Source organism: Clostridium porci (assembly GCF_009696375.1).
GTDB classification, from domain to species: domain Bacteria; phylum Bacillota; class Clostridia; order Lachnospirales; family Lachnospiraceae; genus Enterocloster; species Enterocloster porci.
Genome location: NZ_VUMD01000004.1, coordinates 1 through 25,289 on the forward strand (window position 1 = coordinate 1; position 25,289 = coordinate 25,289).

26 protein-coding genes and 4 pseudogenes are annotated in these 25,289 nt (G+C 47.3%); 19 read left to right on the forward strand and 11 right to left on the reverse strand.

Annotated features, from left to right (window positions below; all coding sequences use genetic code 11):
- Nucleotides 1-507, forward strand: a 507-nt coding sequence (locus tag FYJ39_RS05155) for an IS256 family transposase (RefSeq protein ID WP_195840382.1), incomplete at its 5' end; no start/stop codon positions are given.
- A gap of 202 nt (nucleotides 508-709) precedes the next feature.
- On the opposite strand, the pseudogene FYJ39_RS05160 reads toward FYJ39_RS05155, so the two are convergent.
- The 11 genes and pseudogenes from FYJ39_RS05160 to FYJ39_RS05215 all read right to left on the reverse strand — a co-directional run.
- Nucleotides 710-1,914 (reverse strand): annotated as a pseudogene (locus FYJ39_RS05160) (IS256 family transposase).
- A gap of 113 nt (nucleotides 1,915-2,027) precedes the next feature.
- Entirely contained in the window at nucleotides 2,028-3,332 is a 1,305-nt protein-coding gene (locus tag FYJ39_RS05165; protein WP_154471411.1) for an RNA-binding domain-containing protein, read from the reverse strand.
- Between the two features lie 1,208 nt (nucleotides 3,333-4,540).
- Nucleotides 4,541-4,768 carry a hypothetical protein gene (locus FYJ39_RS05175; RefSeq protein ID WP_154471412.1) on the reverse strand — a complete coding sequence of 76 codons (228 nt, stop codon included), beginning with the start codon at nucleotides 4,766-4,768 and terminating at the stop codon, nucleotides 4,541-4,543.
- Nucleotides 4,756-6,747, reverse strand: a complete 1,992-nt coding sequence (locus tag FYJ39_RS05180; RefSeq protein WP_154471414.1) for an HD domain-containing protein — start codon at nucleotides 6,745-6,747, stop codon at nucleotides 4,756-4,758. The genes FYJ39_RS05175 and FYJ39_RS05180 overlap by 13 nt, the downstream gene beginning before the upstream one ends.
- Before the next feature lie 94 nt (nucleotides 6,748-6,841).
- The gene (locus FYJ39_RS05185) at nucleotides 6,842-6,982 is read right to left on the reverse strand and encodes a hypothetical protein (protein WP_154471416.1); all 141 of its coding nucleotides are present in this window, start codon (nucleotides 6,980-6,982) and stop codon (nucleotides 6,842-6,844) included.
- A gap of 27 nt (nucleotides 6,983-7,009) precedes the next feature.
- On the reverse strand, nucleotides 7,010-8,155 hold the full coding sequence (locus FYJ39_RS05190; RefSeq protein WP_456236680.1) for a plasmid recombination protein: 1,146 nt from the start codon (nucleotides 8,153-8,155) through the stop codon (nucleotides 7,010-7,012).
- 150 nt (nucleotides 8,156-8,305) lie between these two features.
- A complete protein-coding gene (locus FYJ39_RS05195) occupies nucleotides 8,306-8,545 on the reverse strand; it encodes a hypothetical protein (RefSeq protein WP_154471418.1) in 240 nt (79 codons plus the stop codon).
- Nucleotides 8,546-8,619: 74 nt separating this feature from the next.
- Nucleotides 8,620-8,853 (reverse strand): complexin-2, encoded by a 234-nt coding sequence (locus FYJ39_RS05200; protein WP_154471420.1) that lies wholly within the window; start codon nucleotides 8,851-8,853, stop codon nucleotides 8,620-8,622.
- Between the two features lie 69 nt (nucleotides 8,854-8,922).
- A pseudogene (locus FYJ39_RS05205) lies at nucleotides 8,923-9,918 on the reverse strand (AAA family ATPase).
- Nucleotides 9,919-10,017: 99 nt separating this feature from the next.
- The gene (locus tag FYJ39_RS05210; protein ID WP_154471422.1) at nucleotides 10,018-10,395 is read right to left on the reverse strand and encodes a plasmid mobilization protein; all 378 of its coding nucleotides are present in this window, start codon (nucleotides 10,393-10,395) and stop codon (nucleotides 10,018-10,020) included.
- Nucleotides 10,392-10,568: pseudogene (locus FYJ39_RS05215) on the reverse strand (site-specific integrase); the annotation flags it as partial. The gene FYJ39_RS05210 and the pseudogene FYJ39_RS05215, both read right to left, overlap by 4 nt.
- A gap of 261 nt (nucleotides 10,569-10,829) precedes the next feature.
- Here FYJ39_RS05215 and FYJ39_RS05220 point away from each other — a divergent pair.
- The 18 genes and pseudogenes from FYJ39_RS05220 (at nucleotide 10,830) to FYJ39_RS05315 (ending at nucleotide 25,289) form a co-directional block, all read left to right on the forward strand.
- Nucleotides 10,830-11,744 (forward strand): ParB/RepB/Spo0J family partition protein, encoded by a 915-nt coding sequence (locus FYJ39_RS05220; RefSeq protein ID WP_154471424.1) that lies wholly within the window; start codon nucleotides 10,830-10,832, stop codon nucleotides 11,742-11,744.
- 54 nt (nucleotides 11,745-11,798) lie between these two features.
- Entirely contained in the window at nucleotides 11,799-12,413 is a 615-nt protein-coding gene (locus FYJ39_RS05225) for a hypothetical protein (protein ID WP_154471426.1), read from the forward strand.
- Nucleotides 12,403-12,669, forward strand: a complete 267-nt coding sequence (locus tag FYJ39_RS05230) for a DUF5720 family protein (RefSeq protein WP_154471428.1) — start codon at nucleotides 12,403-12,405, stop codon at nucleotides 12,667-12,669. Before FYJ39_RS05225 ends, FYJ39_RS05230 begins: the two co-directional genes overlap by 11 nt.
- Before the next feature lie 20 nt (nucleotides 12,670-12,689).
- Entirely contained in the window at nucleotides 12,690-13,193 is a 504-nt protein-coding gene (locus FYJ39_RS05235) for a hypothetical protein (protein WP_154471430.1), read from the forward strand.
- Between the two features lie 34 nt (nucleotides 13,194-13,227).
- Complete coding sequence (locus tag FYJ39_RS05240; protein WP_154471432.1) at nucleotides 13,228-14,010, forward strand: phosphoadenosine phosphosulfate reductase domain-containing protein; 783 nt, start codon at nucleotides 13,228-13,230, stop codon at nucleotides 14,008-14,010.
- Between the two features lie 28 nt (nucleotides 14,011-14,038).
- Entirely contained in the window at nucleotides 14,039-14,905 is an 867-nt protein-coding gene (locus tag FYJ39_RS05245; protein WP_154471434.1) for a DUF6017 domain-containing protein, read from the forward strand.
- Between the two features lie 48 nt (nucleotides 14,906-14,953).
- Nucleotides 14,954-15,316 carry a DUF7768 domain-containing protein gene (locus tag FYJ39_RS05250; RefSeq protein ID WP_154471436.1) on the forward strand — a complete coding sequence of 121 codons (363 nt, stop codon included), beginning with the start codon at nucleotides 14,954-14,956 and terminating at the stop codon, nucleotides 15,314-15,316.
- Entirely contained in the window at nucleotides 15,309-15,656 is a 348-nt protein-coding gene (locus FYJ39_RS05255) for a hypothetical protein (RefSeq protein ID WP_154471438.1), read from the forward strand. Before FYJ39_RS05250 ends, FYJ39_RS05255 begins: the two co-directional genes overlap by 8 nt.
- An 86-nt stretch (nucleotides 15,657-15,742) precedes the next feature.
- Nucleotides 15,743-16,219, forward strand: a complete 477-nt coding sequence (locus FYJ39_RS05260; RefSeq protein ID WP_328597521.1) for a PcfB family protein — start codon at nucleotides 15,743-15,745, stop codon at nucleotides 16,217-16,219.
- Nucleotides 16,216-18,003, forward strand: coding sequence for a VirD4-like conjugal transfer protein, CD1115 family (locus tag FYJ39_RS05265; RefSeq protein WP_154471440.1), 1,788 nt, complete (start codon nucleotides 16,216-16,218; stop codon nucleotides 18,001-18,003). Before FYJ39_RS05260 ends, FYJ39_RS05265 begins: the two co-directional genes overlap by 4 nt.
- A gap of 99 nt (nucleotides 18,004-18,102) precedes the next feature.
- A pseudogene (locus tag FYJ39_RS05270) lies at nucleotides 18,103-18,231 on the forward strand (Maff2 family mobile element protein); the annotation flags it as partial.
- A 652-nt stretch (nucleotides 18,232-18,883) separates the two neighbouring features.
- The gene (tet(W), locus tag FYJ39_RS05280) at nucleotides 18,884-20,803 is read left to right on the forward strand and encodes a tetracycline resistance ribosomal protection protein Tet(W) (RefSeq protein ID WP_154471442.1); all 1,920 of its coding nucleotides are present in this window, start codon (nucleotides 18,884-18,886) and stop codon (nucleotides 20,801-20,803) included.
- 50 nt (nucleotides 20,804-20,853) lie between these two features.
- Complete coding sequence (locus FYJ39_RS05285; protein ID WP_002586626.1) at nucleotides 20,854-21,621, forward strand: class I SAM-dependent methyltransferase; 768 nt, start codon at nucleotides 20,854-20,856, stop codon at nucleotides 21,619-21,621.
- 171 nt (nucleotides 21,622-21,792) lie between these two features.
- The gene (locus FYJ39_RS05290) at nucleotides 21,793-22,215 is read left to right on the forward strand and encodes a sigma-70 RNA polymerase sigma factor region 4 domain-containing protein (RefSeq protein ID WP_002586616.1); all 423 of its coding nucleotides are present in this window, start codon (nucleotides 21,793-21,795) and stop codon (nucleotides 22,213-22,215) included.
- Nucleotides 22,208-22,420 (forward strand): helix-turn-helix domain-containing protein, encoded by a 213-nt coding sequence (locus FYJ39_RS05295; RefSeq protein WP_002586615.1) that lies wholly within the window; start codon nucleotides 22,208-22,210, stop codon nucleotides 22,418-22,420. Before FYJ39_RS05290 ends, FYJ39_RS05295 begins: the two co-directional genes overlap by 8 nt.
- 497 nt (nucleotides 22,421-22,917) lie before the next feature.
- The gene (locus FYJ39_RS05305) at nucleotides 22,918-23,316 is read left to right on the forward strand and encodes a plasmid mobilization protein (RefSeq protein WP_002596229.1); all 399 of its coding nucleotides are present in this window, start codon (nucleotides 22,918-22,920) and stop codon (nucleotides 23,314-23,316) included.
- Nucleotides 23,288-24,913, forward strand: coding sequence for a relaxase/mobilization nuclease domain-containing protein (locus FYJ39_RS05310; protein ID WP_002596230.1), 1,626 nt, complete (start codon nucleotides 23,288-23,290; stop codon nucleotides 24,911-24,913). The genes FYJ39_RS05305 and FYJ39_RS05310 overlap by 29 nt, the downstream gene beginning before the upstream one ends.
- Entirely contained in the window at nucleotides 24,903-25,289 is a 387-nt protein-coding gene (locus FYJ39_RS05315) for a cysteine-rich VLP domain-containing protein (protein WP_002596231.1), read from the forward strand. Before FYJ39_RS05310 ends, FYJ39_RS05315 begins: the two co-directional genes overlap by 11 nt.

Genomic DNA, 25,289 nt, shown 5'->3' on the forward strand with positions numbered 1-25,289 from the left:
GGGCTCAGCGGCATCAAAGAGGCAATCGCCGCAGCGTATCCAAAGACCGAATATCAACGCTGTATCGTGCATCAGGTGCGTAATACCATGAAATACGTGTCAGACAAAGACAGGAAGCCCTTCTGTGAGGATCTTAAAACAATCTACCAGGCGGCAGCGGAAGAAAAAGCGCTGGCCGCCCTGGAACGGGTCACGGAAAAATGGAGTGAAAGATATCCCAATTCCATGAGGAGCTGGAAACAGAACTGGGACGCCATCTCCCCGATTTTCAAATGTTCCACAGCGGTCAGAAAGGTCATATATACGACCAACGCCATTGAGAGCCTGAATGCCACTTACCGAAAGCTGAACCGTCAGGGAAGCGTGTTCCCAAGCGATACTGCTCTGCTGAAAGCGCTGTACCTGTCTACGTTCGAAGCCACAAAGAAATGGACGATGCCAATCAGAAACTGGGGACAGGTATATGGTGAACTGAGCATTATGTACGAAGGCCGGCTACCGGAATAAGAGAATTCACCTTAGTTTCACAGGCGGATTTTCCGCCTGCTCTTGACATGCAGCGATAGTTGTTGTTATAAATAAAACAAGGGCTGAACATCCCAAAAGGTACTTTCAGCCCAGTTATATCATAGAAGATCGTATTTACAGACTTTTCTTCACACACTCGGGCTGCCCAGGCAACCCGCCAGCTGCCCTTCACTGCTTATAATCAGGACAATCGTTCTTCAAAAAATATTTCCAGTTGGGAATGGATCTGCCCCCAATCCTGACGGTGCCCCGTCCATTTCTTCGTGATATCCATCATTGCAAGATACAGCATTTTTAATAGGCTGTCATCGGATAGGAATACCGTCTTCGATTTGGTCACTTTTCTCAGCTGACGGTTAAATCCTTCAATGGTATTTGTCGTATATATCAGGCGTCTGACTGCCTCTGGATACTTAAAATAGGTGGATAGATTTACCCAGTTATCACGCCAGGACTGGCGATTTTAGGATATGTTCCACTCCATTTTTCATCAAAACTGTCCAATTCCGATAGGGCGGTTTCCTCAGTCGGTGCCGCATACACTTTCTTTAAATCAGCCATCAGTGGTTTGATCTCTTTGCAGGAGACAAAACGGGTGGTGTTGCGGATCTGATGGATGATGCACTGCTGGATTTCTGTCTGGGGATAAACGGCTTCTATCGCCTGTGGGAAACCGGAAAGCCCATCGACACACGCAATCAGGATATCCTCCACACCCCGGTTCTTTAATCCGTTCAGAATGGAAAGCCAGAACTTGGCGCTTTCATTCTGCCCTACAAACATACCCAGGACATCCTTCCTCCCGGACATATCAATCCCTATGGCGATATACACGGCCTGCTTTACAATACGTCCCTCGTTGCGTACATGGAAGTGGACGGCATCCAGGAACACCACTGCGTAAATCTCTTCCAATGGCCGTTCCTGCCATTCCTTTACGATAGGCAGGATCTTGTCCGTGATACGGCTGATGGTACTGTCTAAGATATCGATGTCGTATAGTTCCCGCATATGGCTCTCGATATCATTGGTGGTCATGCCCTTGGCGTACATGGAGAGGATCTTTTCCTCCATGTCCTGGGTGACGGTATTCTGATATTTTTTGACCACCTGAGGTTCGTATTCCCCCTTTCTGTCCCGTGGGATATCAATCTCCATGTCTCCGTAGCTGGTGTGCATTCTCTTCTGGGAATGGCCGTTTCTGCTGTTGTCTGTTTCTTTGTTACGGTAATCATACTTGGAGTATCCAAGCTCCTCATTCATTTCCTCATCGAGGGCACCCTCCAATATGACACTCATCATGTCACACATAATCGCATTGACATCTGTGCCATCTTTGATCTTGACGTTGTTCTGTTTGAGGTAACCGCTCATGAGTTCCCGCATTGCCGCTTTCTGTGGTGTGTCATTTTTCCTTGCCATAATAAAACCTCCAAACTGAGTAATTCTATCTGACATCAGTTTAGAGGTTTACACAATCTTTGGGATACTCCCGATATTTAATGTGGTAATATATATTTTGTATTTTTGCCTTGTCTGATTTGTAAAATCAAGTTCGTTTGAACCATCTTGCTTAATAGGCGTCCGGCAGCCGTTTGATTTATCGCTGCAACGGTTTCAACTTCTTTACGTGTGATTGAGCCGTGGTTCTGGATGAACTCCAATACCGATTGCTCCAGTTCATTGCCTGCGTCCGGCAAAGGCAGTATATAATTACCCTCGTTCAAATTGGGCAATACGATTTTAAAGGCATTATCCGTCGTTTCGATTGCCGGCTTATGACTGCTGTTTTCATACGCCCGCATAATCTTCATCATGCCGGTCCCATACGCCTCAATCAGTTGCAATCGGTAGAACACATTTGCCAGCTTCTGGTTGCGACAGACAGATAATCCAAGCATTATATCATTTAGGGAAATACCGTCCGGAAGACCGCCGATGCTCGTAAACTCAATCCTATCATCATATACACTAATCAATGTGCTGGCGCTGAAAGAATAGTCACGATGGACCAGAGAGTTAAGCAGCGCCTCACGGATTGCCACTTCCGGATAATCCCTCGTGTCAATTCTACGCAGTTTGTCAAAAGTAGCCTTAACTTGATTTCGGCGGTCGATATACTCATAGACTTCATTCAACTGCTGAAGGAGAGATCCGGTAAACTCCTGCCGATCCCGAAAGACGCTTTGATCGGTTCCTTCAAACACCGCCCCTTTCACTGTATGCGTACATTGTTCAGACAGCAGCAATCCTAAATTTGTATAAATACCATCGGTATTGAGAAGCCCCAGCGTTTTCATCTGGGCAGACCCAAACTCAATTTTCCGTAACTGAAACTCTTTTGTGGCGGCCTCAAAGGTCAGGGTTTGCTCCAAAGACCGCATCGCTTCAAAGCTGTCGCCGTCCGTATCTTTTATCATCCTGCGGATTGCCGTAGTGGTTGCTGGGACAGAAGAAGTCCCTTGACGGACATATACTCCCTCTGGGCGCAGTCCCTTTTTTGCCAGATAATATGGACGCTCTGTTCCTCGCTGAACTTCCACGGCAATAACCTGTTTGCCCTCCGCCTCCTTTGTATCGTAGCGGGTAAACATCGTAACATCCGGTTTGATGCCGTCACGAACCATGTTGGAAATCTGTTGTGTTGCCATATCCGGGTTATCCACACCCACCACACTGCCATTATCAGAAATGCCGACATACAGTGTCCCTCCGGCGCTGTTGGCAAAAGCTATAATTTCTTTCTTTATATCTTCCACAACAATTTCTTTCAGCTCAACGGTTTCACTTTCTTGAAAAGCCATACAATCGCCCCCTTAATATAGTACTACTCACATTCTAACGCTTCTAATCGTTCTTGTCAACAAATATGATTAGAATTGAAAAGAAATGACAAGATTTTATCCAAAATGAGAACCTTCTATCCGATTTCGACAAAGACACTTTGGAGTCATTTCTCTATCAACTATCTAAGGGTTCGCCCCAAAAAAGCACTGCACAAAAAGCTATTGATGTTCTGAGTAAATTTTTACCATTTACAACCGCAATAATAAATATGATAAAAGCAGTTACTTTTTAACACAAAAAGCCATTAGCTATGAGTTTCTATCCACAGTTAATGGCTTTCTTAAATAATATGGCTCTGAACGCTTTGTTGTACAACCGCCTGACAATCATTCTCTAACCATAAAACCACTGGATTACAAGAATAATGGCTCTTATACAACTGTTATCAATTTGTTATCAAAAGGCTTTTGAAAGTGCCGCAAACCCGCATAAACACTGGGTTTCTTCAACTTCCCACCTTATTCGAACTCCTCAGCGGATAAATTGCACTGGCTACTTTTCTATATTTTTTAATGATTTTATTATTCCCATTTTTCAAAATTTCTTCTCGTATTTGTGCCGGTTCAAATTTTTAGAGCCAAAATAGAGCCAGTTAGAACCGCTATCTGGGCTCCTTCAGTTTCTTCAATATCGCTATAACATCTGGCTGCGTTGGCGTGAATTTAACACCACGTTTCAGCATTCCCATAACTTTTCCCGCTTTTTGCTCAATCTCTCTGGCGGTATGCTCACTGGTCAACATCAAATGATTTCCAACAATTGTGTATTTCCGTTCTATGTATTCGTCTATTATCGGAAACATATCCTGTATCAGAAATGCGCTTTCTCAACTGTCATCCAACTTCTCAATATGAAGAATATCTCAAGGTTTCCCTTCTTCTCCATAATTCGTCTGTATTTGTCAATACGACCGAACGATGGTATCATCCAATATATTCCGGTACTTGCATCCTCAAAGCAGTAATAATGCAGTCTGTTGCATACTTTATTCCCTTTGAGGTATGGAACTAGCATATACTCAAAAAAGTTATCTTTGATAATATAAAGCACTCACCAAATTGAAAAATATAATAATAGTCTCCCATTATTCTTTGGATTAAAAAGACACAGAAATTTAATTTCTGTGCCTCCAAATATTGTACTCTATTTTAATAGAAATCTACTTTTATCTACCACATATAGAATAACTTCTAAAATTTTGATTAACTAAACCCGATTTTACGAATGTATTTATTTCCTTTTGAACAAATTCAGGAGATAAATCTAAATTATATTGATGTAATTCGTCTACCAATTGAGCTACTGTAAATCTGTATGTATCTTTCGAAAAAAGATGATTATAAATTATAAACTCAATATTTCCAACGGAATCCTTCATTACTACTTTGCACATAATTCTCCCTCCATTTGTTCAATCTGCGATTTCAGCACTCCTACTATTTTTTCTTTAAGCCTAAGTCCAACTTTTTTACCTATACTCGCCAAAAGTTCTTCTCTTTTTTCTCTAACTACAGAGTCTCCATCTTTTATTAAAGTATAGATATAAAACACAGGCAAATAGTCAGAATCCAATCGCAAAATATTAGAAATACCGCTAATTTCATCCAGTGTATATATTTTTCCGTTGTAATCATAAAAAAATATCGGGCTATCTAAGCCAATAGAAATGTTTTTAAATACGACTATAGTATCATAAAATTTTGTATTTGTAAACGCATTTTTCGTTTCTTGCTCAACTATCTCTTTTATAAAACTCTTGAACGAATCTATCTGAATAGCTTTATAACGTCTAGAAACAAACGACAGCACAAAACCTTTTGGTGTCTTAGTAGTATTACTCAATATTTCTTCAATAAAATCTAAAGTCCCTTTAATATCGATGGTTGTTCCTTCTGATACTGTTGTCAAATTTAGAGATGATGATAATTCATTGGTTTTCTTAACCAAATTTTCAATTTCTTCCCTATTTTCTGCAAGCACTGCTTTAACAGCATCATCTATCACCTTAAAATTTTCACTACGTTTTATCAATGAATAGTAACATTTGTTATTACGTAAAAGCTCAGATAACCTTTGTTTCAAAATATATTCAGCTGTTCCACTCTTTATAGTTCTATTTCTATAATATTCTGTATAATAGATTTGTTTCAAAACTGTCATTAACCATGAATCATTCCATTGAGATAAAGCATTGGATTTTTCAGATGTTGTACCTTCTCTCAAAGGAAACCATAAACCCGATATATCAAACGGAATTAAAACCCTATTGTTATGAAGTTCACTATCTGATGAACCTTGTAAATATTTTTTTACCAAATCCCTTACTGTGTATTCCAACAAATAATCAGTTTTAATTACCCTATGATGGTATATTATATCTTTATATATGTTATAACGCCGTTTTATAAAATCTTCTACAGAATTAACTGCTTTCAAGGGAACACAAAAAAAGACTTCTTTTTCATCTACAATAAGCTGCATATCATTAATAATTCTATTATAATCAATTTTCCCTGAATCCATCCCAGAATTCAAAGAATCACGTGTCACATAATCTAAACGATCTCCATCTAAACTACTGTCAATAATGCGATGTAAATAAGAAAATGGCTTTTCCTCTCCAAAAATTTTTTTTACGCTTTCTAACACAAGAACTTCAAACAAATTTTCATTATAGCCTTCATCTTCATCGCTAATTGTATGAATGATTTCTCTTAATATACTATCGCTAATTTCATCCCCCATTTGTTCATGTAATTTTTTATTATCTTCAAAATATTTAGCCATCGTATCCAGAAATATCTTTAATTTCGTTCCTTCTTCTGGCTGCATTTTCTTATTTTCTTCATATACTGCCTTTAATGCATATTCCACAATATGACTAAATGGTGGATGACCGATGTCGTGTAACAACGCCGCTGCCCTTATTGATTGTATTAAAAGCAAATGTAATGTTTGATACCTTTCCGGTACATTATGAGGAATTAAAGAATGGCGGAATTTATCAAACTCTATCTGAGGCATTTTATCTGGGGTTCTTCCGCCTAATTTCTGTTCACAAAAGCCATGCTCTTTTGCAATCTTACTTATTATATTTTCATATTCCTTCAAAAAGAACTTATAAAATTCATTCAAACTTTCCGGAGTTGCATTCAATACTAAATTAAAAAACATATCCGAACACAACTTCATTGTTCCAATTGAATGTTCAAATCGTTTGGTTCTATTTGTTGGAAACGTAAGATATACTGTTGAATTTTGATAGACGTCATGCAAACGATTAAATCCTACACTCGAAATAATTCTTTTTTCATATTCTGACAAAGGAATTAGGCCATGAATAGAGTCATTTAAATATATTCCCTTTTTCAATATTATCCCTCCCTCATAATTTATTTAATTATAATTCTTTTTTCTTCAAAAATCTACAATTTTCAGCAAGAAAAACAGAATTTAAAATGTTTCTTCATCTCTCCCCTCTGTCTATCTTCCTTTTCTGCCCCTTCTTTTGCATTCTCTGTGCTTCTTCCAGACTTTTCTCCTTCTGAACAATCGTTTCAACTGTATCTCGTCCTAATGCCCGTTCTACCCTGCCAAAGTCTCCCAAACGTTCCCTCAGGGCTCTGTTTTCATTCTAAAGTTCTTCTACACGGGCAGTAAGAGAATTAACCTTACTCCACGCCTTCTCATAAGATTTCTGCATATCACTGAATCTTCTGGACAAGTCAAGATAAGCCCGATAAGCTGACCGCAACACTGTCACAATCTTTTTAATCAGCGGCTTTACTTTCTTTTTTCGGTAGGATTTCCCCGTTTCCAGCGTTCCCGCCTCCGGCATCACTTCCTCTGGATCACCAGAATATTTCTCTGCGAACCGCTCCATATCTTTTACCATAGGCGCAATTTCCGTCAGTTTTTTCTCATATTGTGATGCCTTTTTCTTTGCCTGTTCTGCCTGCTTATCAGCCTTTTCCCTGTTTTCCTGCGCTGAAAATATTTCCTTCTCAATATTCTCCAACTGGTCAAGCCATTTTTCATTGACTTCCTGCATAGTAGCATTACGTTCTTCCAGTTCCGCTTTCTGTGCTTCAAGCACAGCCACTTCTTTTACCCTCTCCTGTTTTTCAAAATCCAACAAGGACAAGTGCTTTTCATGTGTACCTTTCTGTTCCCATTCAATTCCATGCTCCAGCATAATTGAAGCAAGCTGCTGCTTTTCAGCCGACACCCACTGATTTAATTCTGTTTCCCTTCTCGTTCCTCCTTTGAAGCCAAAGGCTGTCAACGCCTGTTTTAGAGACACCCTTGTATCAAGCCCCCGTTTGCTCCCTGTAATATAAGGCACGAAATCTATGTGCAGATGTGGCGTTGCTTCGTCCATGTGGAGATGTGCCGAGAACACTCTTAATGTTGGATTTCTTCTCTGGAAATCCTGCATGTATTCGTCCAGTATCTTTGCCGCAAGCTGTCCTTCTTCTGTTTCTGCTCCCATTGTATCCTTATCCCCGATCTGCAGGATAATTTCATGGAATGGCTTTTCCTGTTTCCCAGAGCGGATTTTTTCGTAATAATCGTCAATCCGACGGTCATTCCTTGTCTGTTTTTCATTATAACGGGATAATGCTTCATCAAATAATTCGCGATAGACGTCTTTGATATTTTCATTGCAGTATTCCACATTCAGATAACTTCTCTCTGGATCTGTATTTTTTGCACGGAATTTCCTGCTGTTATGGTTGACAGAACCTTTTCCTGTCATAAAACTGATCGTTCTCTTCAATAACTCTCCTCTCTCCCTTTTCGGGCAGTAATCAGCGCCGGATACGGCGCAAAGCTTTGTTACTTTCGCCGAAAGTAACGCAAAAGCACTTTTGACAGCCGTTCCGTCCATCAAAAGCTGCCTTTGCGCCCTGCCGGGGGCTTTTCCGTCCTATGGACGGAGCGGCTGTTCCTGCCGCTCTGCTTCCGCCGCTATCGCTTTTCGTACTGCGGATACCATATTTGCCACTGTGCTTTCCTCCCAGCCTGCAAGCCATACCAACGTCCGCATTTCTCTCTTTGTCAGATCTACATCCCCAAAGATTTCATTTAGCATAGCGATCTGTCTCATCTCCATCTCGTAAAAGTTCTCATTTACATTCCGTGATGCACGTTCTGGTTGAATCATCATATAACTCCTCCTTCTGCCTTGTCTGATATCACAGGAGCGTGACACGCTCCTGTCTCATATCATCAAAGAAAACATTACCAGCGAAAGCTGTCAGGTATCCCCCGCCTATCCAGATACTCCTTCCGGGCTTTTTCCCTTTCAGCCTCCGTCGGTGCAGTCTTAGACTTTCCATACAGTTGACGCAATACCATTGCATCCAGTTTCTTCCCCAGTTCTATCTTTATCTCATCCACAAGGCTGACATCATTCATCAAATGATAGCGGATCAGCAGCACAAACAATTCCTGTGGTATCTGTATCTGTTTCATTCAAATCTCCTTTCAAGGTAGCAACATTACCTGTTCCTAAAGAAATGGTAATCTTGCCATGTTAATTTATTATTCCGGCAACATCCATGACCAATGGTCACCCGTCTTTTTTGACTGGACACCAAGAGCCTTCTTCGCATTCCAAAGCGTTTTTCCTTTAATCCCACGACTCTCCGATTCCTTAATGATTACATTCTGTTCAACTGCCTCATCTGCCAATATCTCAAGTAGGAACTCTTTCGCTTCTTTTATCTTCTGTCCACGGTTATTGCCGCTCAGCAGATCATCCGCATTGATGTCATATTCCCCGATCCATTCAAATCCGTTGTATTTGTCCAACCGGAAAGCAATTGATTTTCCTTCTGACGCAAGAGAACTTTTCACATGGCAAATTACTCTGATTTCCGGCTTATTCTTTACTCTCCCTACAATCAGGACGCTCCTTGCCGCCGCCTGAAAGTCAATAGATCCAAGTCCTCTGTATGAAGATTTTCCGGTGCTGTTCTTGTTCATATGACCGATCAGGATAATCGCACAGCGATACTTTTCCGCCAGTACAGATACCCGTTTCATCAGCGGACGGATTTCATTTGCCCGGTGCATATCTACATCTGCTCCAAGAAAACTCTGAATTGGATCTAACACCACAAATCGTGAATTAGTCTGCTGGATTGCCTACTCCAATCGTTCATCTAACATGGTCAAAGACTGTTCACTGTCGTCAATGACAAGCACTTTGGAACAATCTGCCCCAGCTGCCAGAAGACGGGGCTTTATGGTATCCACCAGCCCGTCTTTTGCTGTCTGGTAGATCACGTTGACTGGCTCGCCTGCCTGTTCTACGGGTTCTTCCTCTCCGTCCATTACTGGCAGCACAGGCTCACCTTTTGTCAGTTTTGCTATGAGCTGTAACACCATTGTTGTTTTCCCCTCCCCGGGATCTCCCTGTATGATTATCACTTTCCCATAGGGGATGAACGGATAGAGCAACCATTCCACCTGCTCTACCGCTACGTTCTCCATGTTAATCAATCGCAGTTCAGTCTTTAATTTTCTATTCTGCATTTCAGCCTCCCATTGTAAAAAAAGATTGTCACAAATGGGAAACTCTGTTATACTCGCATTGTGATAGTTGATAACAGAAATTTCCCAGTTATCACAGCCCTAACAGTTGCCGCTGTCGGGGCTTTTTTCTTTATCCTGCCACAGATAACTTGCGCTATCCAGCAGCCAAATAATTGCTTTCAACATATCCATACAGTCATTTTTCATATCCTGCAGTCCTTCTTCTGACAGTGTTCTTTCTGCCTGTTCAAGCTGTTCTGTCACTTCACGAATATTTGTCTGCATGATCTTTAATTCCTCTACCAACTGATAGATCAATTCTTTCTTTCCAACTACGCATACCCGATTATAAATACAGGAGTGTACAAAATAATCTCTTTTTGACATTCCACTTGCTAAAATCTTTGCTTCAATTTCTTCCCTTTCTCTGGGTGAAATCCGAAAGCTGATTGTCGGATACTTATGAACTCCGCTCATTCCTCGTCCTCCCTGTTATTTTCAATTTCCAGCCTGTCCGCAAGCTCTCCCTGTTTGTTGGGATATAAATGCGAATAGGTGTTTAACGTGGTTTCAATTTTCTCATGCCCCAGCCGATCCGCAATCGCCAATGGAGTAAATCCCATTTCCACAAGTAGAGAAGCATGCGAGTGCCCTTACGGTATAATTACGACAAACCGGAAAAGCCCCGTATTTCAAGGGTTTTCGGTTATCAGGCAAGGTTTTTCATCCTTTTCCAACCCGAAAAATCAAGCCGCGAAGTAGTTATATCGTAGGAGGTGTTATATTAACGACAAAAACTAAATACCGTTTGGGCGGGCTGTCTGCCTGCCCAAGAAATCAGGACATTTCCTCTGAAAAGAAGAAATGTCCTTTTTTTGTACCCAAAATCCAATACCGATAGGAGGAAAACAATGCCGGAGAAAACCACGCAGAAAGAGCATGGTAAAAAGACCGCGCCTCCCTCGGAAAAGGAAGTACAACCGGAAGTCGTTATCCAAATCCCACTTGCCGAACTGCATCCTTTTCCAGATCACCCATTTCAGGTGAGGGATGATGATTCCATGAGGGAAACCGCAGAAAGCGTCAAGGCGTATGGCGTACTCGTCCCCGCGATTGTCCGTCCACGGGAAGAAGGTGGATATGAAATCATTGCCGGACACCGCCGCAAACACGCCTGTGAACTGGCAGAGCTGGCTACCATGCCTGCCATCGTCCGAAACATGGACAGGGACACCGCAACCATCATCATGGTGGACAGCAACCTTCAGCGCGAAAACATCCTGCCCTCTGAACGCGCCAAAGCATACAAGATGAAAATGGATGCCATCAAACGGCAGGGCGCACGGACGGATTTAACTTCGCCGAATATTTCGGCTAAGTTCCGAAGCGACGATGAAATCGGACAGGAAGCCGGTGTGAGCGGTGATACCATCCGCAACTATATCTCCCTGACGCAGTTAGTCCCGGAGCTTCAGCAGATGGTGGATGAAAAGAAAATCGCCCTTACTCCCGCGTATCAGCTTGCGGCGCTTACCCCCAAGGAACAAACCCTGCTGCTTGAAACCATCGACAGCGAACAGGCCACGCCCTCGCTGTCCCAGGCGCAGAGAATGAAGAAACTCAGTCAGAGCGGCGAACTGAATGAGGACACCATGCTCTCGATTATGATGGAGCAGAAGAAACCCGAAGTGTGGAATTTGACCATTCCCATGGACAAGATCAAAAAATACTTCCCGCGCTCCTACACGCCGCAGCGCATGGAGGAAGTCATATTCAAGTTACTGGACGCATGGCAGAAAAAGCGCCAGCGCGACCAAAGCCGATGATCGGACGAGCCTTTATGCTTGTCCGATATTTTTTATGCCCGGAAGGAGGAACCCATGTATATCAATACTTTCAAATACAGCCCGGAGGATGTTAGCTGCCATCTTTGCACCGAGTATGTGAAAAAAGTGGGCTGTACCGCTCTGCGCTGCCCTTGGCTGGCAGAACGCATCGAAGCCGGTGTGGTAGGCTACCGCGAAGCGATCATGGAAACCTTTTCTTATGACCGCCGCCTGTTCTACCGCTTCAAGCTGCTTATCAAGCATTTCCACGGAAGTCTGTGGAGCAACGAACAGCATGAGCGCAGGATGCACTTTGAACGCGCCATCCAGAAGTATCGCCGCTCCCGCGATACCAATGCCTACCATGCGGCGATGTATCTGCTGACTGCCAATGATGACATTCACCGCCGCACGGCGAACTGCTTCTGCAAGCATGGCATTGAGTTTGGCTATGCCGTACTTCGCAACATCTCTCCCCATAACTACGCCCTGTTCATGGCGGCGCGTGACCTGTACTCCAAAACGGAATCTGTCACCGTAGAGGACTTGTCAGACCCGGAGATCATCGACCTGGAAGCGCTGCGCCTGATCGTCAATGCCACCCTTATCGCAAGATATGGCCTTGCCGCCTTTCAGATCAAAGCGCGTGGTGCTGAGTATGGGAGCTGATGCTGACTTCATCGGCGGTCACGACATCCTCGCGCTGGAACGCTTCATGGATGAAACCCGCCACATGATTATTTTTGATGTGCTGACCGCGGAATCCCCTGTGGGTGATAAAGGTGAGCGGCTGCGGCTGTTCCTCTCCGATAAGGGGTACGAAAAAGCCCTGGCATCCGAAAAACGCGGTGAAATCAAAATCCGCAAACACGCCGCCATTATCGAGGGACATATCCTCGCTGACCGGAAAAAGCGGCGTCACTAAAAAGATTGGAGGGATTTACCTTGAACAAAGTAACAGAACTGGAAAATGCGCTGACCGAGCTTTTCCGCAAAGGTACAGAAGTCGGCTATTCCGAAACGGAGATCGACGAGTTTCTGGAGGACATAGACTACGATACCCTGCTGCAAGCGGTCTGGAACAATGCCGAAACGGTCTACTCCTACCGCGCTGACGGTGAGCATGAGTTCAGTATGGACTATCGCGGCACTGAGTTGTTTAAGCAGAGAGCAACCCTGCTGTATGAGGATATGGGTGAGGGCTTCGCCGGTGCGGTAGTTGCCGCCCGTTCTATGGAGCTGTGGCTGCTTGAAGATATGGGCTTTGCCATCGTTGCGAACTTCTATGTTGAAGTGGGCAACGGCGAGTACATCACCGAGTACCGTGTTTACAAGGGCAGCGATTGGACGGACAGCGACCTTGATCTGGATTTGGAGGACTTGGTTGCCGAGCTTGCCGCCATGTGCGAACCCTACTACGACCATACCCAGCCTATCTATGAGCTGTAAAAGCGGAAAGGAGTGAAAACAGAGGGGCTTCCCCATGCGGGAAACCATTCAGAACAATACTGAAAAACAATTTCATGCGGTCAGCCTGTCGGGTGGAAAAGACAGTACCGCTATGCTTCTGCTGATGATCGAGCGCGGTATGCCCATCGACATGGTACTGTCTGCGGATACCGGCATGGAGTTCCCGGAAATGTATGAGCATCTTGCCAAGCTGGATGACCACCTGTGCCGGGAGCGCGGTCTGCATATCACCACCCTGCGCCATCCCAAAGGCTTTGAATACTGTATGTTCGATGAACCGAAGCAGAAACCGAAAAGTCTGGAAAACCGTGCAAGGCTGGGCATCCCTCCTTACGGCAATGGCTGGCCGGGAATCCGTGTGCGCTGGTGTACCGGGCAGCTCAAAACCCACCTTATCAGCAAGGAAGTCAACCGGCTCAAAGGCGAATTGGGTGCGCTTCACTATGTCGGCATTGCCGCAGATGAAGCGTGGCGCTGCAAGGATGAACAATATCCTCTTGTGGATTGGGGCATCACGGAAGCACAGGCGCTTCAAGCCTGTTATGACCGGGGATTTGATTTCGGCGGGCTGTATGAGATTTATAACCGTGCATCCTGCTGGTGCTGCCCGTTCCAGAGGATCGGTGAGCTTCGGAAACTGAGAAAACATCACCCGGAGCTGTGGGCGAAGCTGCTGGAAATGGACAACCGCGCAAGGGCGCAGTTCGGCCCCGGCCCGCTGGGACAGTTCAAAAAGGACTGGAGCGTTGAGCGGCTGGAAGTACGATTCGCCAAGGAGGACGAACAGGAAGCCTGACCGCAGTACGGAAAGGAAATAAACTGCCATGGCTGTATTTCGCGTTGAACGGACGCGGGATTATACGGTGATGTGCAACCATCACCTGAAAGACAGCAACCTTTCCCTCAAAGCAAAGGGACTGCTATCCATGATGCTGTCCCTGCCTGATGAGTGGAACTACACTACGCGAGGGCTGGCGGCAATCTGCAAGGAGGGTGTAGATGCCATAGGCAAAACGCTCAAAGAGCTGGAACAGGCAGGCTACATCATACGCCAACGGCTTCGCGGCAAGGATGGGCGGATCTCCGACACGGAATACACCATCTTTGAGAAACCCCGGAAACCGAAAAACTCTGCACCGGATACGACCCCACCAGATACGGAAAACCCGTATATGGTAAATCCAGATATGGAGGAATCAGATGCGGAGAAACCGGATACGGATAATCCCGCGCAATTAAATACTAAGAAATCAAATACTCAAAAAACAATTACTGATCTATCAAATACTCATTCATTCTTTCCTTCTGCTGCGCCTACGGCAGACAGACTGACGGACGGATTTGATAAAAGAGCAGAAATCAAGGAGCAGATAGAGTATGACTGTATCTGCCAGCAGCATGACCGTATGCAGCTTGACGAGCTTGTGGAAATCATGCTGGAGGTTGCCATGAACCGAAGTCCCACCATCAAGATCGGGCGGGATGCGGAATACCCCACGGGATTTGTCCAACAGCGGTTTGAGAAGATAACCTCCATGCACATCGAAAAGGTTATGGACGGTATCCGGGAAAACACTACCCGCGTCTGGAACACAAAAGCCTATCTCATGGCAGCGTTGTTCAACTCCGTTTCCACCATCGACAACCACTACACCATGCTGGTCAATCACGATTTTCACAGCGGCCTGTAAAGGGTCGCTATTTTCATGCCCGAAACGGAAGAAAGGAGTTTGATACCCATGAAACGCCCTATTGCCTACATCACCGCCCCCTGGGGCGAGAACGAATTTGAAAACACCGAAAATGCCGCCAAGTATTGCAGGGCTGTCTATGACGCTGGCTTCTCGCCTATCTGTCCCATGCTGTTCCTGCCCCTGTTCCTGAGTGATGAAATCCCCCAGGAGCATAAGGACGGTATCGACATGGCGCGTGAATATCTGCGCCGCTCCCATGTGCTTGTTGTCTGCGGCAATACCGTGGACGAAAGCATGAAGAACGACATTGCCGTTGCGGAACGCCTGCGGATCACCGCTACCACGCTGGACGGCATCCTGACCGTTAAGGGACAGGGACGCGCAGAAGGAGGACACCGCCGTGAATAAGAACGATGAAAAGAAACGGGCAGAGTACTATCTGCGCGTATCCAAAATCCTGCGGGAAGCATCCATCAAAATGGGGCTTCGCTCTGCGCTGGGGTATGTATTCACATCCGAGGAACGAAAAGCCCTGTCGGATATTCAACAGATATTCTTCCCGGAGCAGGAAGCTTCAACGGATGTGGATTACACCGTTCTCAATAAGGCTTCCGGTATTCTGATCGACGCATGGGCTGGTGTTCCCGTTGCATATCTGCCGCCCGCCAACAAACTGCGGATTGCCGAGAATACGGCAAAGCAGCTTCGCAACCAGCCGGTACATTTCGGAGAAAGGAGAAGCAAATGAGGATTATCTATCTTCGCCGTTTGGTGGTTCCACCTTAGTGCCTGCCCGTTCTCCCTGCAAATCTGAGGAAAGGAGCGTGATAAGTCGTGCAGGAAGAAGTTGAACAGAAAGTAGTTTCGCTGATCGTAGACTGCGGAAAGCTGGGCGAACAGGAATTGCGAAAAGCCCTTGCCAAACTGGTGGAGCAGATGAAAGCAAGCCATCAGAAGCATCAGTACAACAAGGAAAATCCCCACGGCAAGATGACCGTCAAGCAGCTTGCCGCCAAGGATAAGGGCTTGCAGAGCATCGAGGTCACGGATAAGAACATCGGCTCATTCAACCGCGTTGCCCGGAAGTACGGCATTGACTTCGCTCCGTTCAAGGTCAAGGGTGAAAACCGGTATTTGGTGTTCTTCAAAGCACCGGATGCCGATGCCATGACTGCCGCGTTCAAGGAATACACCGCCAAACAGGTCAAAAAAGCGGAGCGCCCCTCCGTACTGGAAAAGCTCCAGCATTTCAAGGCGCTTATTAAATCGGCTGTGGTGGACAGGACGAAACGGAAGGAGCTGGAACGATGAAACAGATCAATTACAAAAAGCTCATTCTTCCGAACATCCCGTATGTGTTCATCGCGCTGCTTATTACCAAAATGAGCGAAGCGGCGCGGCTGGCTCCCGGCGCAGACATTTCCGGGAAGCTGCTGAACATTATGACCGGCATGCGTACCGCGTTCCAGTCCATCATGCCCAGCTTCCATCCCATTGACCTGTGCGTAGGCATTGCCGCCGCCGTTATCATTCGGCTGGTGGTCTACTTCAAGGGCAAGAACGCCAAGAAGTTCCGCAAAAATCTGGAATACGGCAGCGCCCGTTGGGGTACAGCCGAGGACATCAAGCCCTATATAGACCCCGTGTTTGAGAACAATATCATACTCACGCAGACGGAGTGCCTGACCATGAACAACCGCCCGAAAGACCCGAAAACGGCGCGGAATAAGAATGTTTTAATCATCGGGGGAAGCGGCTCCGGTAAGACCCGCTTCTGGTTGAAACCCAATTTGCTTCAATGCACATCCAAAACCTATCCGGTCAGCTTCGTGGTCACAGACCCCAAGGGCAGTATCGTGACGGAGTGCGGAAATGCGCTGCGGCGTAATCAGTACCGCATCAAAATCATGAACACCATCAATTTCAAGAAAAGTCACCACTACAACCCCTTTGCCTATATCCATTCGGAAAAGGACATTTTGAAGCTGGTCACGACCCTGATCGCCAACACCAAGGGAGAGGGCAAGGCCGGGGATGATTTTTGGGTGAAAGCGGAAACCCTGCTCTATACCGCGCTCATCGGCTACATCCACTATGAAGCGCCGGTGGAGGAACAGAATTTCTCCACCCTCATTGAGTTTATCAATGCCATGGAAGTCCGGGAGGATGATGAAGAATTTCAGAATCCCGTTGACCTGATGTTTGCCGAGCTGAAGGAGCGCAAACCCAACCACTTTGCAGTCCGTCAGTATGCCAAGTACAAATTAGCTGCCGGCAAAACCGCAAAAAGCATCTTGATTAGCTGCGGTGCGCGCCTTGCGCCCTTTGATATTCAGGAGCTTCGGGAGCTGACAGCTTATGACGAACTTCAACTGGACACCCTGGGCGATAGAAAAACCGCCCTGTTCATCATCATGTCCGATACGGACGATACCTTTAACTTTCTCATTTCCATGTGTTACACCCAGCTCTTTAATCTGCTCTGCGAAAAAGCAGACGATGTGTACGGTGGGCGTTTGCCTGTCCATGTGCGCTGCCTGATCGACGAGGCGGCGAATATCGGGCAGATACCCCGTCTGGAAAAGCTGGTGGCAACGATCCGTTCCAGAGAGATTTCCTGTTGTCTTGTCTTGCAGGCGCAAAGCCAGCTAAAAGCCTTATATAAGGACAGCGCAGACACGATTGTGGGAAACATGGATTGCTCCATCTTCCTGGGCGGAAAAGAACCCGGTACGCTGAAAGAACTGGCGGCGGCGCTGGGTAAGGAAACCATCGACAGCTACAACACTGGCGAAAGCCGAGGACGCGAGGTTTCCCATTCCCTCAATTATCAGAAATTGGGTAAGGAGCTTATGAGTGTGGACGAGCTTGCCGTTTTGGACGGTGGCAAGTGCATCCTTCAGCTCCGTGGTGTGCGCCCGTTTCTGTCCAACAAATATGATCTCACCAAACATCCCCTCTATCGCTATACATCGGATTATGACAAGAAAAACGCCTTTGACATAGAGCGTTTTATGTCCCACCGCCTCAAACTCAAGCCGGATGATGCTTTCGAGGTGTATCGCGTAGACCTTTCCGGTGAACCTGTTGCCTGATGGCAGCATCCTAACTTTTTAACGAACCAGTGAAAAATCGTGGAATGAATGTACCTTCCAAAATCTAAATCAAAAAATTATTTTTTCGGAGGTACTTTTATGGCTTTCTTTAACTCTGCTGTTGGTGTTCTTCAGACCCTCGTTGTTGCTCTCGGCGCTGGCCTCGGTATCTGGGGCGCGATCAATCTGCTGGAGGGCTATGGTAACGATAACCCCGGTGCCAATGCTCATGTACGGTAAGGAAGCAAGCAACCGAAAACAAGAGATAGACCGCCAGCACTACACTATTCCGAACCAAAGACCAAAAGATAAGCATTGTGGGAAAATCTAAACTTTTGGATTTTCCTACAATGCCAACTACGGCGGAATCCCTCCCACTCCTTATATCTTTCTGTATACATTGAATTTGTATTTAGTAAAATGCAGACAACACCACGGATCGGCTTTTGGTTGGACAATTCCAACCAAACACCACAGCAGACAGCAGAAAACATTCTGAACGCTAGGAAGCCGGTATGATTGTTACATATAAGGGGAAGAAAAATTTCTTTTAGGTACTTGCTTTCCTAAAACTGATGTGATACAATGATTTAATCCAGAAAAGGAGTAAAAAATATGCGGCAAGGTATTCTTAAATAAAACTATAATCAAATAGTGGGAACAAAGGATTATGATAGCTCCTTTTGTAGGGGCTTAGTTTTTTGTACCCAATTTAAGAATACTTTTGCCTTATCAATTTTGACATATCCCCAAAAACAGCAATCACAAACAGGTGTATGCTGTATATGTGTATGTCCGCAACTTATAATCCCCAGTGGTAAAAGTATTTTACTGCTGGGGATTTTTATGCCCTTTGGGGCTGTAAAGGGAGGACAATCACATGAAAATAATCAATATTGGAATTCTTGCCCATGTAGACGCTGGAAAGACGACCTTGACGGAGAGCCTGCTATATGCCAGCGGAGCCATTTCAGAACCGGGGAGCGTCGAAAAAGGGACAACGAGGACGGACACCATGTTTTTGGAGCGGCAGCGTGGGATTACCATTCAAGCGGCAGTCACTTCCTTCCAGTGGCACAGATGTAAAGTTAACATTGTGGATACGCCCGGCCACATGGATTTTTTGGCGGAGGTGTACCGCTCTTTGGCTGTTTTAGATGGGGCCATCTTGGTGATCTCCGCTAAAGATGGCGTGCAGGCCCAGACCCGTATTCTGTTCCATGCCCTGCGGAAAATGAACATTCCCACCGTTATCTTTATCAACAAGATCGACCAGGCTGGCGTTGATTTGCAGAGCGTGGTTCAGTCTGTTCGGGATAAGCTCTCCGCCGATATTATCATCAAGCAGACGGTGTCGCTGTCCCCGGAAATAGTCCTGGAGGAAAATACCGACATAGAAGCATGGGATGCGGTCATCGAAAATAACGATGAATTATTGGAAAAGTATATCGCAGGAGAACCAATCAGCCGGGAAAAACTTGCGCGGGAGGAACAGCAGCGGGTTCAAGACGCCTCCCTGTTCCCAGTCTATCATGGCAGCGCCAAAAATGGCCTTGGCATTCAACCGTTGATGGATGCGGTGACAGGGCTGTTCCAACCGATTGGGGAACAGGGGGGCGCCGCCCTATGCGGCAGCGTTTTCAAGGTTGAGTACATCGATTGCGGCCAGCGGCGTGTCTATCTACGGTTATACAGCGGAACGCTGCGCCTGCGGGATACGGTGGCCCTGGCCGGGAGAGAAAAGCTGAAAATCACAGAGATGCGTATTCCATCCAAAGGGGAAATTGTTCGGACAGACACCGCTTATCAGGGTGAAATTGTTATCCTTCCCAGCGACAGCGTGAGGTTAAACGATGTATTAGGGGACCAAACCCGGCTCCCTCGTAAAAGGTGGCGCGAGGACCCCCTCCCCATGCTGCGGACGACGATTGCGCCGAAAACGGCAGCGCAAAGAGAACGGCTGCTGGACGCTCTTACGCAACTTGCGGATACTGACCCGCTTTTGCGTTGCGAAGTGGATTCCATCACCCATGAGATCATTCTTTCTTTTTTGGGCCGGGTGCAGTTGGAGGTTGTTTCCGCTTTGCTGTCGGAAAAATACAAGCTTGAAACAGTGGTAAAGGAACCCTCCGTCATTTATATGGAGCGGCCGCTCAAAGCAGCCAGCCACACCATCCATATCGAGGTGCCGCCCAACCCGTTTTGGGCATCCATAGGACTGTCTGTTACACCACTCTCGCTTGGCTCCGGTGTACAATACGAGAGCCGGGTTTCGCTGGGATACTTGAACCAGAGTTTTCAAAACGCTGTCAGGGATGGTATCCGTTACGGGCTGGAGCAGGGCTTGTTCGGCTGGAACGTAACGGACTGTAAGATTTGCTTTGAATACGGGCTTTATTACAGTCCGGTCAGCACGCCGGCGGACTTCCGCTCATTGGCCCCGATTGTATTGGAACAGGCATTGAAGGAATCGGGGACGCAGCTGCTGGAACCTTATCTCTCCTTCATCCTCTATGCGCCCCAGGAATACCTTTCCAGGGCTTATCATGATGCACCGAAATACTGTGCCACCATCGAAACGGCCCAGGTAAAAAAGGATGAAGTTGTCTTTACTGGCGAGATTCCCGCCCGCTGTATACAGGCATACCGTACTGATCTGGCCTTTTACACCAACGGGCGGAGCGTATGCCTTACAGAGCTGAAAGGATATCAGGCCGCTGTCGGTCAGCCGGTCATCCAGCCCCGCCGTCCAAACAGCCGCCTGGACAAGGTGCGCCATATGTTTCAGAAGGTAATGTAAAGATACATAATCGTCAAGACGGCAACAATCAGAAGTTATGGAGGGTAACAATGGAATATAGTAAGGAAGATTTAATGGAAGCAAAAAAGCAAATTTGGGGAGTGGGAGAGAACATGGGAACAGAGGAAAGTAAAAAAATCTGGGAGGAGAACGCACAATTTTGGGATAATGCAATGGGTGACGAATCTAATGAATTTCACAGAGAGGTAGTGCGTCCCAAAGTAACGGAACTTCTATCTCCTAATCCTGCGGATTACATTTTGGATATTGCGTGTGGCAATGGAAATTATTCTTCGTATCTTGCACAAAGAGGCGCTTCGGTTGTCGCTTTTGATTACAGCAAAAAAATGATAGAATTGGCTAAAAGACGGCAATCACAATATGCAAAACAAATTGAATTTTGTGTGGCGGATGCGACCGATAGAAAAAGTATATTAGAATTAAAAAGAAATCGAGCCTTTACGAAAGCAGTTTCTAATATGGCAATTATGGATATTACGGATATTGAACCACTTCTTATGGCTGTTTATGAACTGTTGCAGGAAAGCGGAATTTTTGTCTTTGCAACGCAACACCCTTGTTTTGTCACGTTGACTGAAAAATATATGACACCGCACAGTTACTATGATATAGCGATTGAAGGGCAACCGAAAGAGCAGATTTATTATCATCGTTCCATACAAGATATTTTTAACCTTTGTTTTAGAGCTGGATTTGTCATTGATGGATTTTATGAAGAATGTTTTAAAACCAACAAAGAAATTCCTATGGTAATGATAGTAAGGCTTAAGAAGGTAAAACGTGATAGCTTAAAATAAATTCAAGTTTGTCGGGTAAATAGCAAACCCAGCCGAGCCAGTCAACGGTCAAGATGAACGGCGCATATGCGCAGCCGTTGACAGCCCCGCCCGCCTTTGCTGGTAGGCAATCAAGGGGCGACAGCAAGAAGTGCCACCGCCCCGCACTATTATTCAGAAAGGGGAATTTCCATGACCGACCAGATAGCCTATCAAGAATATATCCAGCGCAGGTACAACGCCTTTTGCAAGACTGTTATCCGCTGTGCCGCCTTGGACAAGATTTTGAAGCTTAAACGGCAATGGGAACGGCAAGTTTCCCTTGACTATCTGATGAACGAGAAGTTTGTCCAGTTTGCCGCGTCGGAGCCGGACGAGGAATACCCATTTACCGTCTGCGGTCAGACCGTCCTGCTCTGCAACGCCGCCCTTGCCGACGCGATCTCTGTTTTGCCGGAGCAGACGCGGGAAGAAATCCTGCGCTATTACTTTCTGCGCCAGCCGCAGCGCGTGATCGGCGCGTGTATTGGCCGGTCACGCAGCACAGCGGGGCGGCATATCCAGCTTGCCTTGCAGCGGCTACGCGAAGAAATGGGGGTGAGCCGGTATGAGTAGACTTCTCCCCTATGAAACAATCCTCAAAGCCCGTGAGGGCGACCCAGAAGCCGTGAACGCTGTCCTGCTCCACTACGCCGGATATATCCGCTATTTCTCAAAAGTGAACGGGCAGGTCAACGCCGAGGTGGAGGACTATGTAAAGCAGCGGTTAATTGACTGTCAATTCAAGTTCCGGCTTGACGAACCACCGGACAAGTCATAAAAACTGAATACCAGCCGCCACCGACGCGGCCAGCGAAAGCAGTAAGTCTTGAAAAAGATTTACTGCTTTTTTTGTTGTCCGGCTCCGCTCCCGGCCATTTTGCCCCCTGCCGGTTGTAGTAGTAAGCGAGGAGGGAATTTTTCTGCCCTGGTGTTTGGCATTTGGAGCATTTACCCGTAGTAGAGGGCAAAGAGAAAGGATTTCTCCAACACCGGGTAGAAACCACTGCGTCCGGTGTCATTTTAGCGAAAGCGGGCAGGAATGCCCTTTACAGGATTAGTAGTAGCAGAAAAAGAGAAACAAACTTTTGTGGTTGCAGTTTTCCAAAAAAGTGGCGGACGGAAGTGAGAGAAAGTTTGCAGTCACGGAGAGCAAGTTTCTACCACGGTGCCAAAATCCGCAATTCTGCAGTTTTGCCCCTCGCGGGAAACTTGTTGGGGAGTGCCTTCCCCAAACCCTGCTCATGCGCCCTTACGGGCGAGAAAGGAGGTCACACCATGCGAAAGAAATACAACACGCCCCACCGCAGCCGCGTTGTGAAAACCCGGCTGTCCGAAGATGAGTATGCCGACTTCACAGCGCGGCTTGCGCCCTATGGTATCAGCCAGTCCGAATTTCTCCGGCAGGCGATACGGCGGGCGACCATACGCCCGGTTGTCCATGTGTCGTCGGTCAATGACGAGTTGCTTTCCGCTGTCGGGAAGCTGACAGCCGAGTACGGCAGGATCGGCGGCAACCTCAATCAGATTGCCCGGTATCTGAACGAATACGGCGTACCCTACAACACCCTTTCCGGCGAGGTACGCGCCGCCATATCCGACCTTGCCGTCCTCAAGTATGAAGTCCTCAAGAAAGTAGGTGACGCGGTTGGCAACACTCAAGCATATCAACTCTAAAAACGCCGACTACGGAGCCGCCGAGCAATATCTTCTCTTTGAGCATGACGAGTTTACCATGAAGCCCGTCCTTGATGAAACCGGCAGGCTTATCCCCCGCGAGGACTACCGGCTGTCCACGCTGAACTGCGACGGGGAGGATTTTGCCGTTGCGTGTATGCGGGCCAATCTCCGCTATCAGAAAAACCAGCGGCGGGAAGATGTGAAAAGCCACCACTACATCATCAGCTTTGACCCGCGGGACGGGCCGGACAACGGCCTGACCGTAGACCGGGCGCAGGCGTTGGGGGAACAATTCTGTAAAGAGCATTTTCCCGGCCACCAGGCCCTTGTCTGCACCCACCCGGACGGGCATAACCACAGCGGCAACATTCATGTGCATATCGTCATAAACAGCCTGCGGATTGAGGAAGTGCCGTTCCTGCCCTACATGGACAGGCCGGCCGATACGAAAGTCGGCTGCAAGCACCGATGTACCGACGCTGCCCTGCGCTACTTCAAATCCGAAGTCATGGAGATGTGCCACCGGGAGGGGCTTTATCAAATCGACCTCTTGAACGGCAGCAAGAACCGCGTCACCGACCGGGAGTATTGGGCGCAGAAAAAGGGACAGGCCGCGCTGGACAAGCAGAACGCCCCCATGATTGCCGATAGTATCACGCCCCGGCAGACCAAGTTTGAAACGAACAAGGAGAAGCTGCGGCAGACCCTACGGAAAGCCCTTGCCACCGCCGCCAGCTTTGACGAGTTTTCCTCTCTGTTGCTGCAGGAGGGTGTGACCGTCAAGGAGAGCCGGGGGCGGCTTTCCTACCTCACGCCGGACAGGACAAAGCCAATTACCGCCCGGAAGCTGGGCGACGATTTTGACCGCGCCGCTGTCTTTGCCGTTTTAGAGCAAAACGCCGCCAGAGCAGCCGAAGCGCCAGCCAGATCCCCCGATCCCCCACGCACCATAAAAGACCGCTTGCAGGTTGCCAGAGCCGAGATAGCCGCCCCGAAACAGGACGGAGTGCAGCGGCTTGTGGACATTGAGCAGAAAATGGCCGAGGGCAAAGGCCGGGGCTATGAACGCTGGGCGAAGATACACAATCTGAAGCAGGCCGCCAAAACGCTGTCCGTCTACCAGCAATACGGCTTTACTTCCCCGGAGCAGTTAGAAGCCGCCGTTGACACCGCCTATCAGAAAATGCGCCAGACCAGCGGCGAACTGAAAGCACTGGAAACGAAGCTGCAAGGGAAAAAGAAGTTGCAGCGGCAGGTGTTGGCCTACGCCCAGACCAAGGCCGCCCGCGACGGGCTGCGGGCACAGAAATCCGAGAAAGCCCGCGCCGCATACCGGCAGGCCCATGAGAGCGATTTTATCATAGCCGACGCAGCAGCCCGGTATTTCAAGGCGCATGGCATTACCAAGCTGCCCGCCCGGAAAGCGTTGCAGGCCGAGATCGAGCAGCTTATCTCCGAGAAAGACGGCCTGTATAACACCTATCACGAACAGAAACAGCGGTTCAAGGAGTTGCAGACCGTCAAGCGGAACATCGACCAGATTTTGCGCCGGGACGAGCCGCACCGCAGAAAGGAGCAGAGCCATGAGCGATAACCTGCCCCACATGGACTACCGCCAGCACCGGCGGGCGCGGCGGCTGGTACATGAGTGCTGTAACTACGATGAGGGGAACTGCCTGCTATTGGACGACGGGGAGCCTTGCGTGTGCGTCCAGAGCATTTCCTTTTCCCTCATGTGCCACTGGTTCCGTGTGGCTGTCCTGCCCCTTGACGGGGAGCTGGCCGCAGCCCTCTTGTGCCGGGGAAGCCGGAAACGGTGTGCCGTCTGCGGGGCGGCCTTTGTCCCCAAATCCAACCGGGGAAAATACTGCCCCGACTGCGCCGGGCGCATGAAGAAAATCAAAGCCGCCGAGAGAAAGCGGAAACAAAGGCAGAGATGTCACGCTTTAGAGCCTTTCAAACCCGCATAA

Excerpts from the sequence above, each read along its gene's own strand:
- FYJ39_RS05195 (WP_154471418.1), bottom strand. The coding sequence starts at position 8,545 with ATGATGATTCAACCAGAACGTGCATCACGGAATGTAAATGAGAACTTT.
- FYJ39_RS05305 (WP_002596229.1), top strand. The coding sequence starts at position 22,918 with ATGCGAAAGAAATACAACACGCCCCACCGCAGCCGCGTTGTGAAAACC.
- FYJ39_RS05250 (WP_154471436.1), top strand. The coding sequence starts at position 14,954 with ATGAAACGCCCTATTGCCTACATCACCGCCCCCTGGGGCGAGAACGAA.
- FYJ39_RS05315 (WP_002596231.1), top strand. The coding sequence starts at position 24,903 with ATGAGCGATAACCTGCCCCACATGGACTACCGCCAGCACCGGCGGGCG.
- FYJ39_RS05175 (WP_154471412.1), bottom strand. The coding sequence starts at position 4,768 with ATGTGCAAAGTAGTAATGAAGGATTCCGTTGGAAATATTGAGTTTATA.
- FYJ39_RS05200 (WP_154471420.1), bottom strand. The coding sequence starts at position 8,853 with ATGAAACAGATACAGATACCACAGGAATTGTTTGTGCTGCTGATCCGC.
- FYJ39_RS05220 (WP_154471424.1), top strand. The coding sequence starts at position 10,830 with ATGCCGGAGAAAACCACGCAGAAAGAGCATGGTAAAAAGACCGCGCCT.
- FYJ39_RS05240 (WP_154471432.1), top strand. The coding sequence starts at position 13,228 with ATGCGGGAAACCATTCAGAACAATACTGAAAAACAATTTCATGCGGTC.
- FYJ39_RS05245 (WP_154471434.1), top strand. The coding sequence starts at position 14,039 with ATGGCTGTATTTCGCGTTGAACGGACGCGGGATTATACGGTGATGTGC.
- FYJ39_RS05285 (WP_002586626.1), top strand. The coding sequence starts at position 20,854 with ATGGAATATAGTAAGGAAGATTTAATGGAAGCAAAAAAGCAAATTTGG.
- FYJ39_RS05290 (WP_002586616.1), top strand. The coding sequence starts at position 21,793 with ATGACCGACCAGATAGCCTATCAAGAATATATCCAGCGCAGGTACAAC.
- FYJ39_RS05295 (WP_002586615.1), top strand. The coding sequence starts at position 22,208 with ATGAGTAGACTTCTCCCCTATGAAACAATCCTCAAAGCCCGTGAGGGC.
- FYJ39_RS05225 (WP_154471426.1), top strand. The coding sequence starts at position 11,799 with ATGTATATCAATACTTTCAAATACAGCCCGGAGGATGTTAGCTGCCAT.
- FYJ39_RS05265 (WP_154471440.1), top strand. The coding sequence starts at position 16,216 with ATGAAACAGATCAATTACAAAAAGCTCATTCTTCCGAACATCCCGTAT.
- FYJ39_RS05210 (WP_154471422.1), bottom strand. The coding sequence starts at position 10,395 with ATGAGCGGAGTTCATAAGTATCCGACAATCAGCTTTCGGATTTCACCC.
- FYJ39_RS05230 (WP_154471428.1), top strand. The coding sequence starts at position 12,403 with ATGGGAGCTGATGCTGACTTCATCGGCGGTCACGACATCCTCGCGCTG.
- FYJ39_RS05165 (WP_154471411.1), bottom strand. The coding sequence starts at position 3,332 with ATGGCTTTTCAAGAAAGTGAAACCGTTGAGCTGAAAGAAATTGTTGTG.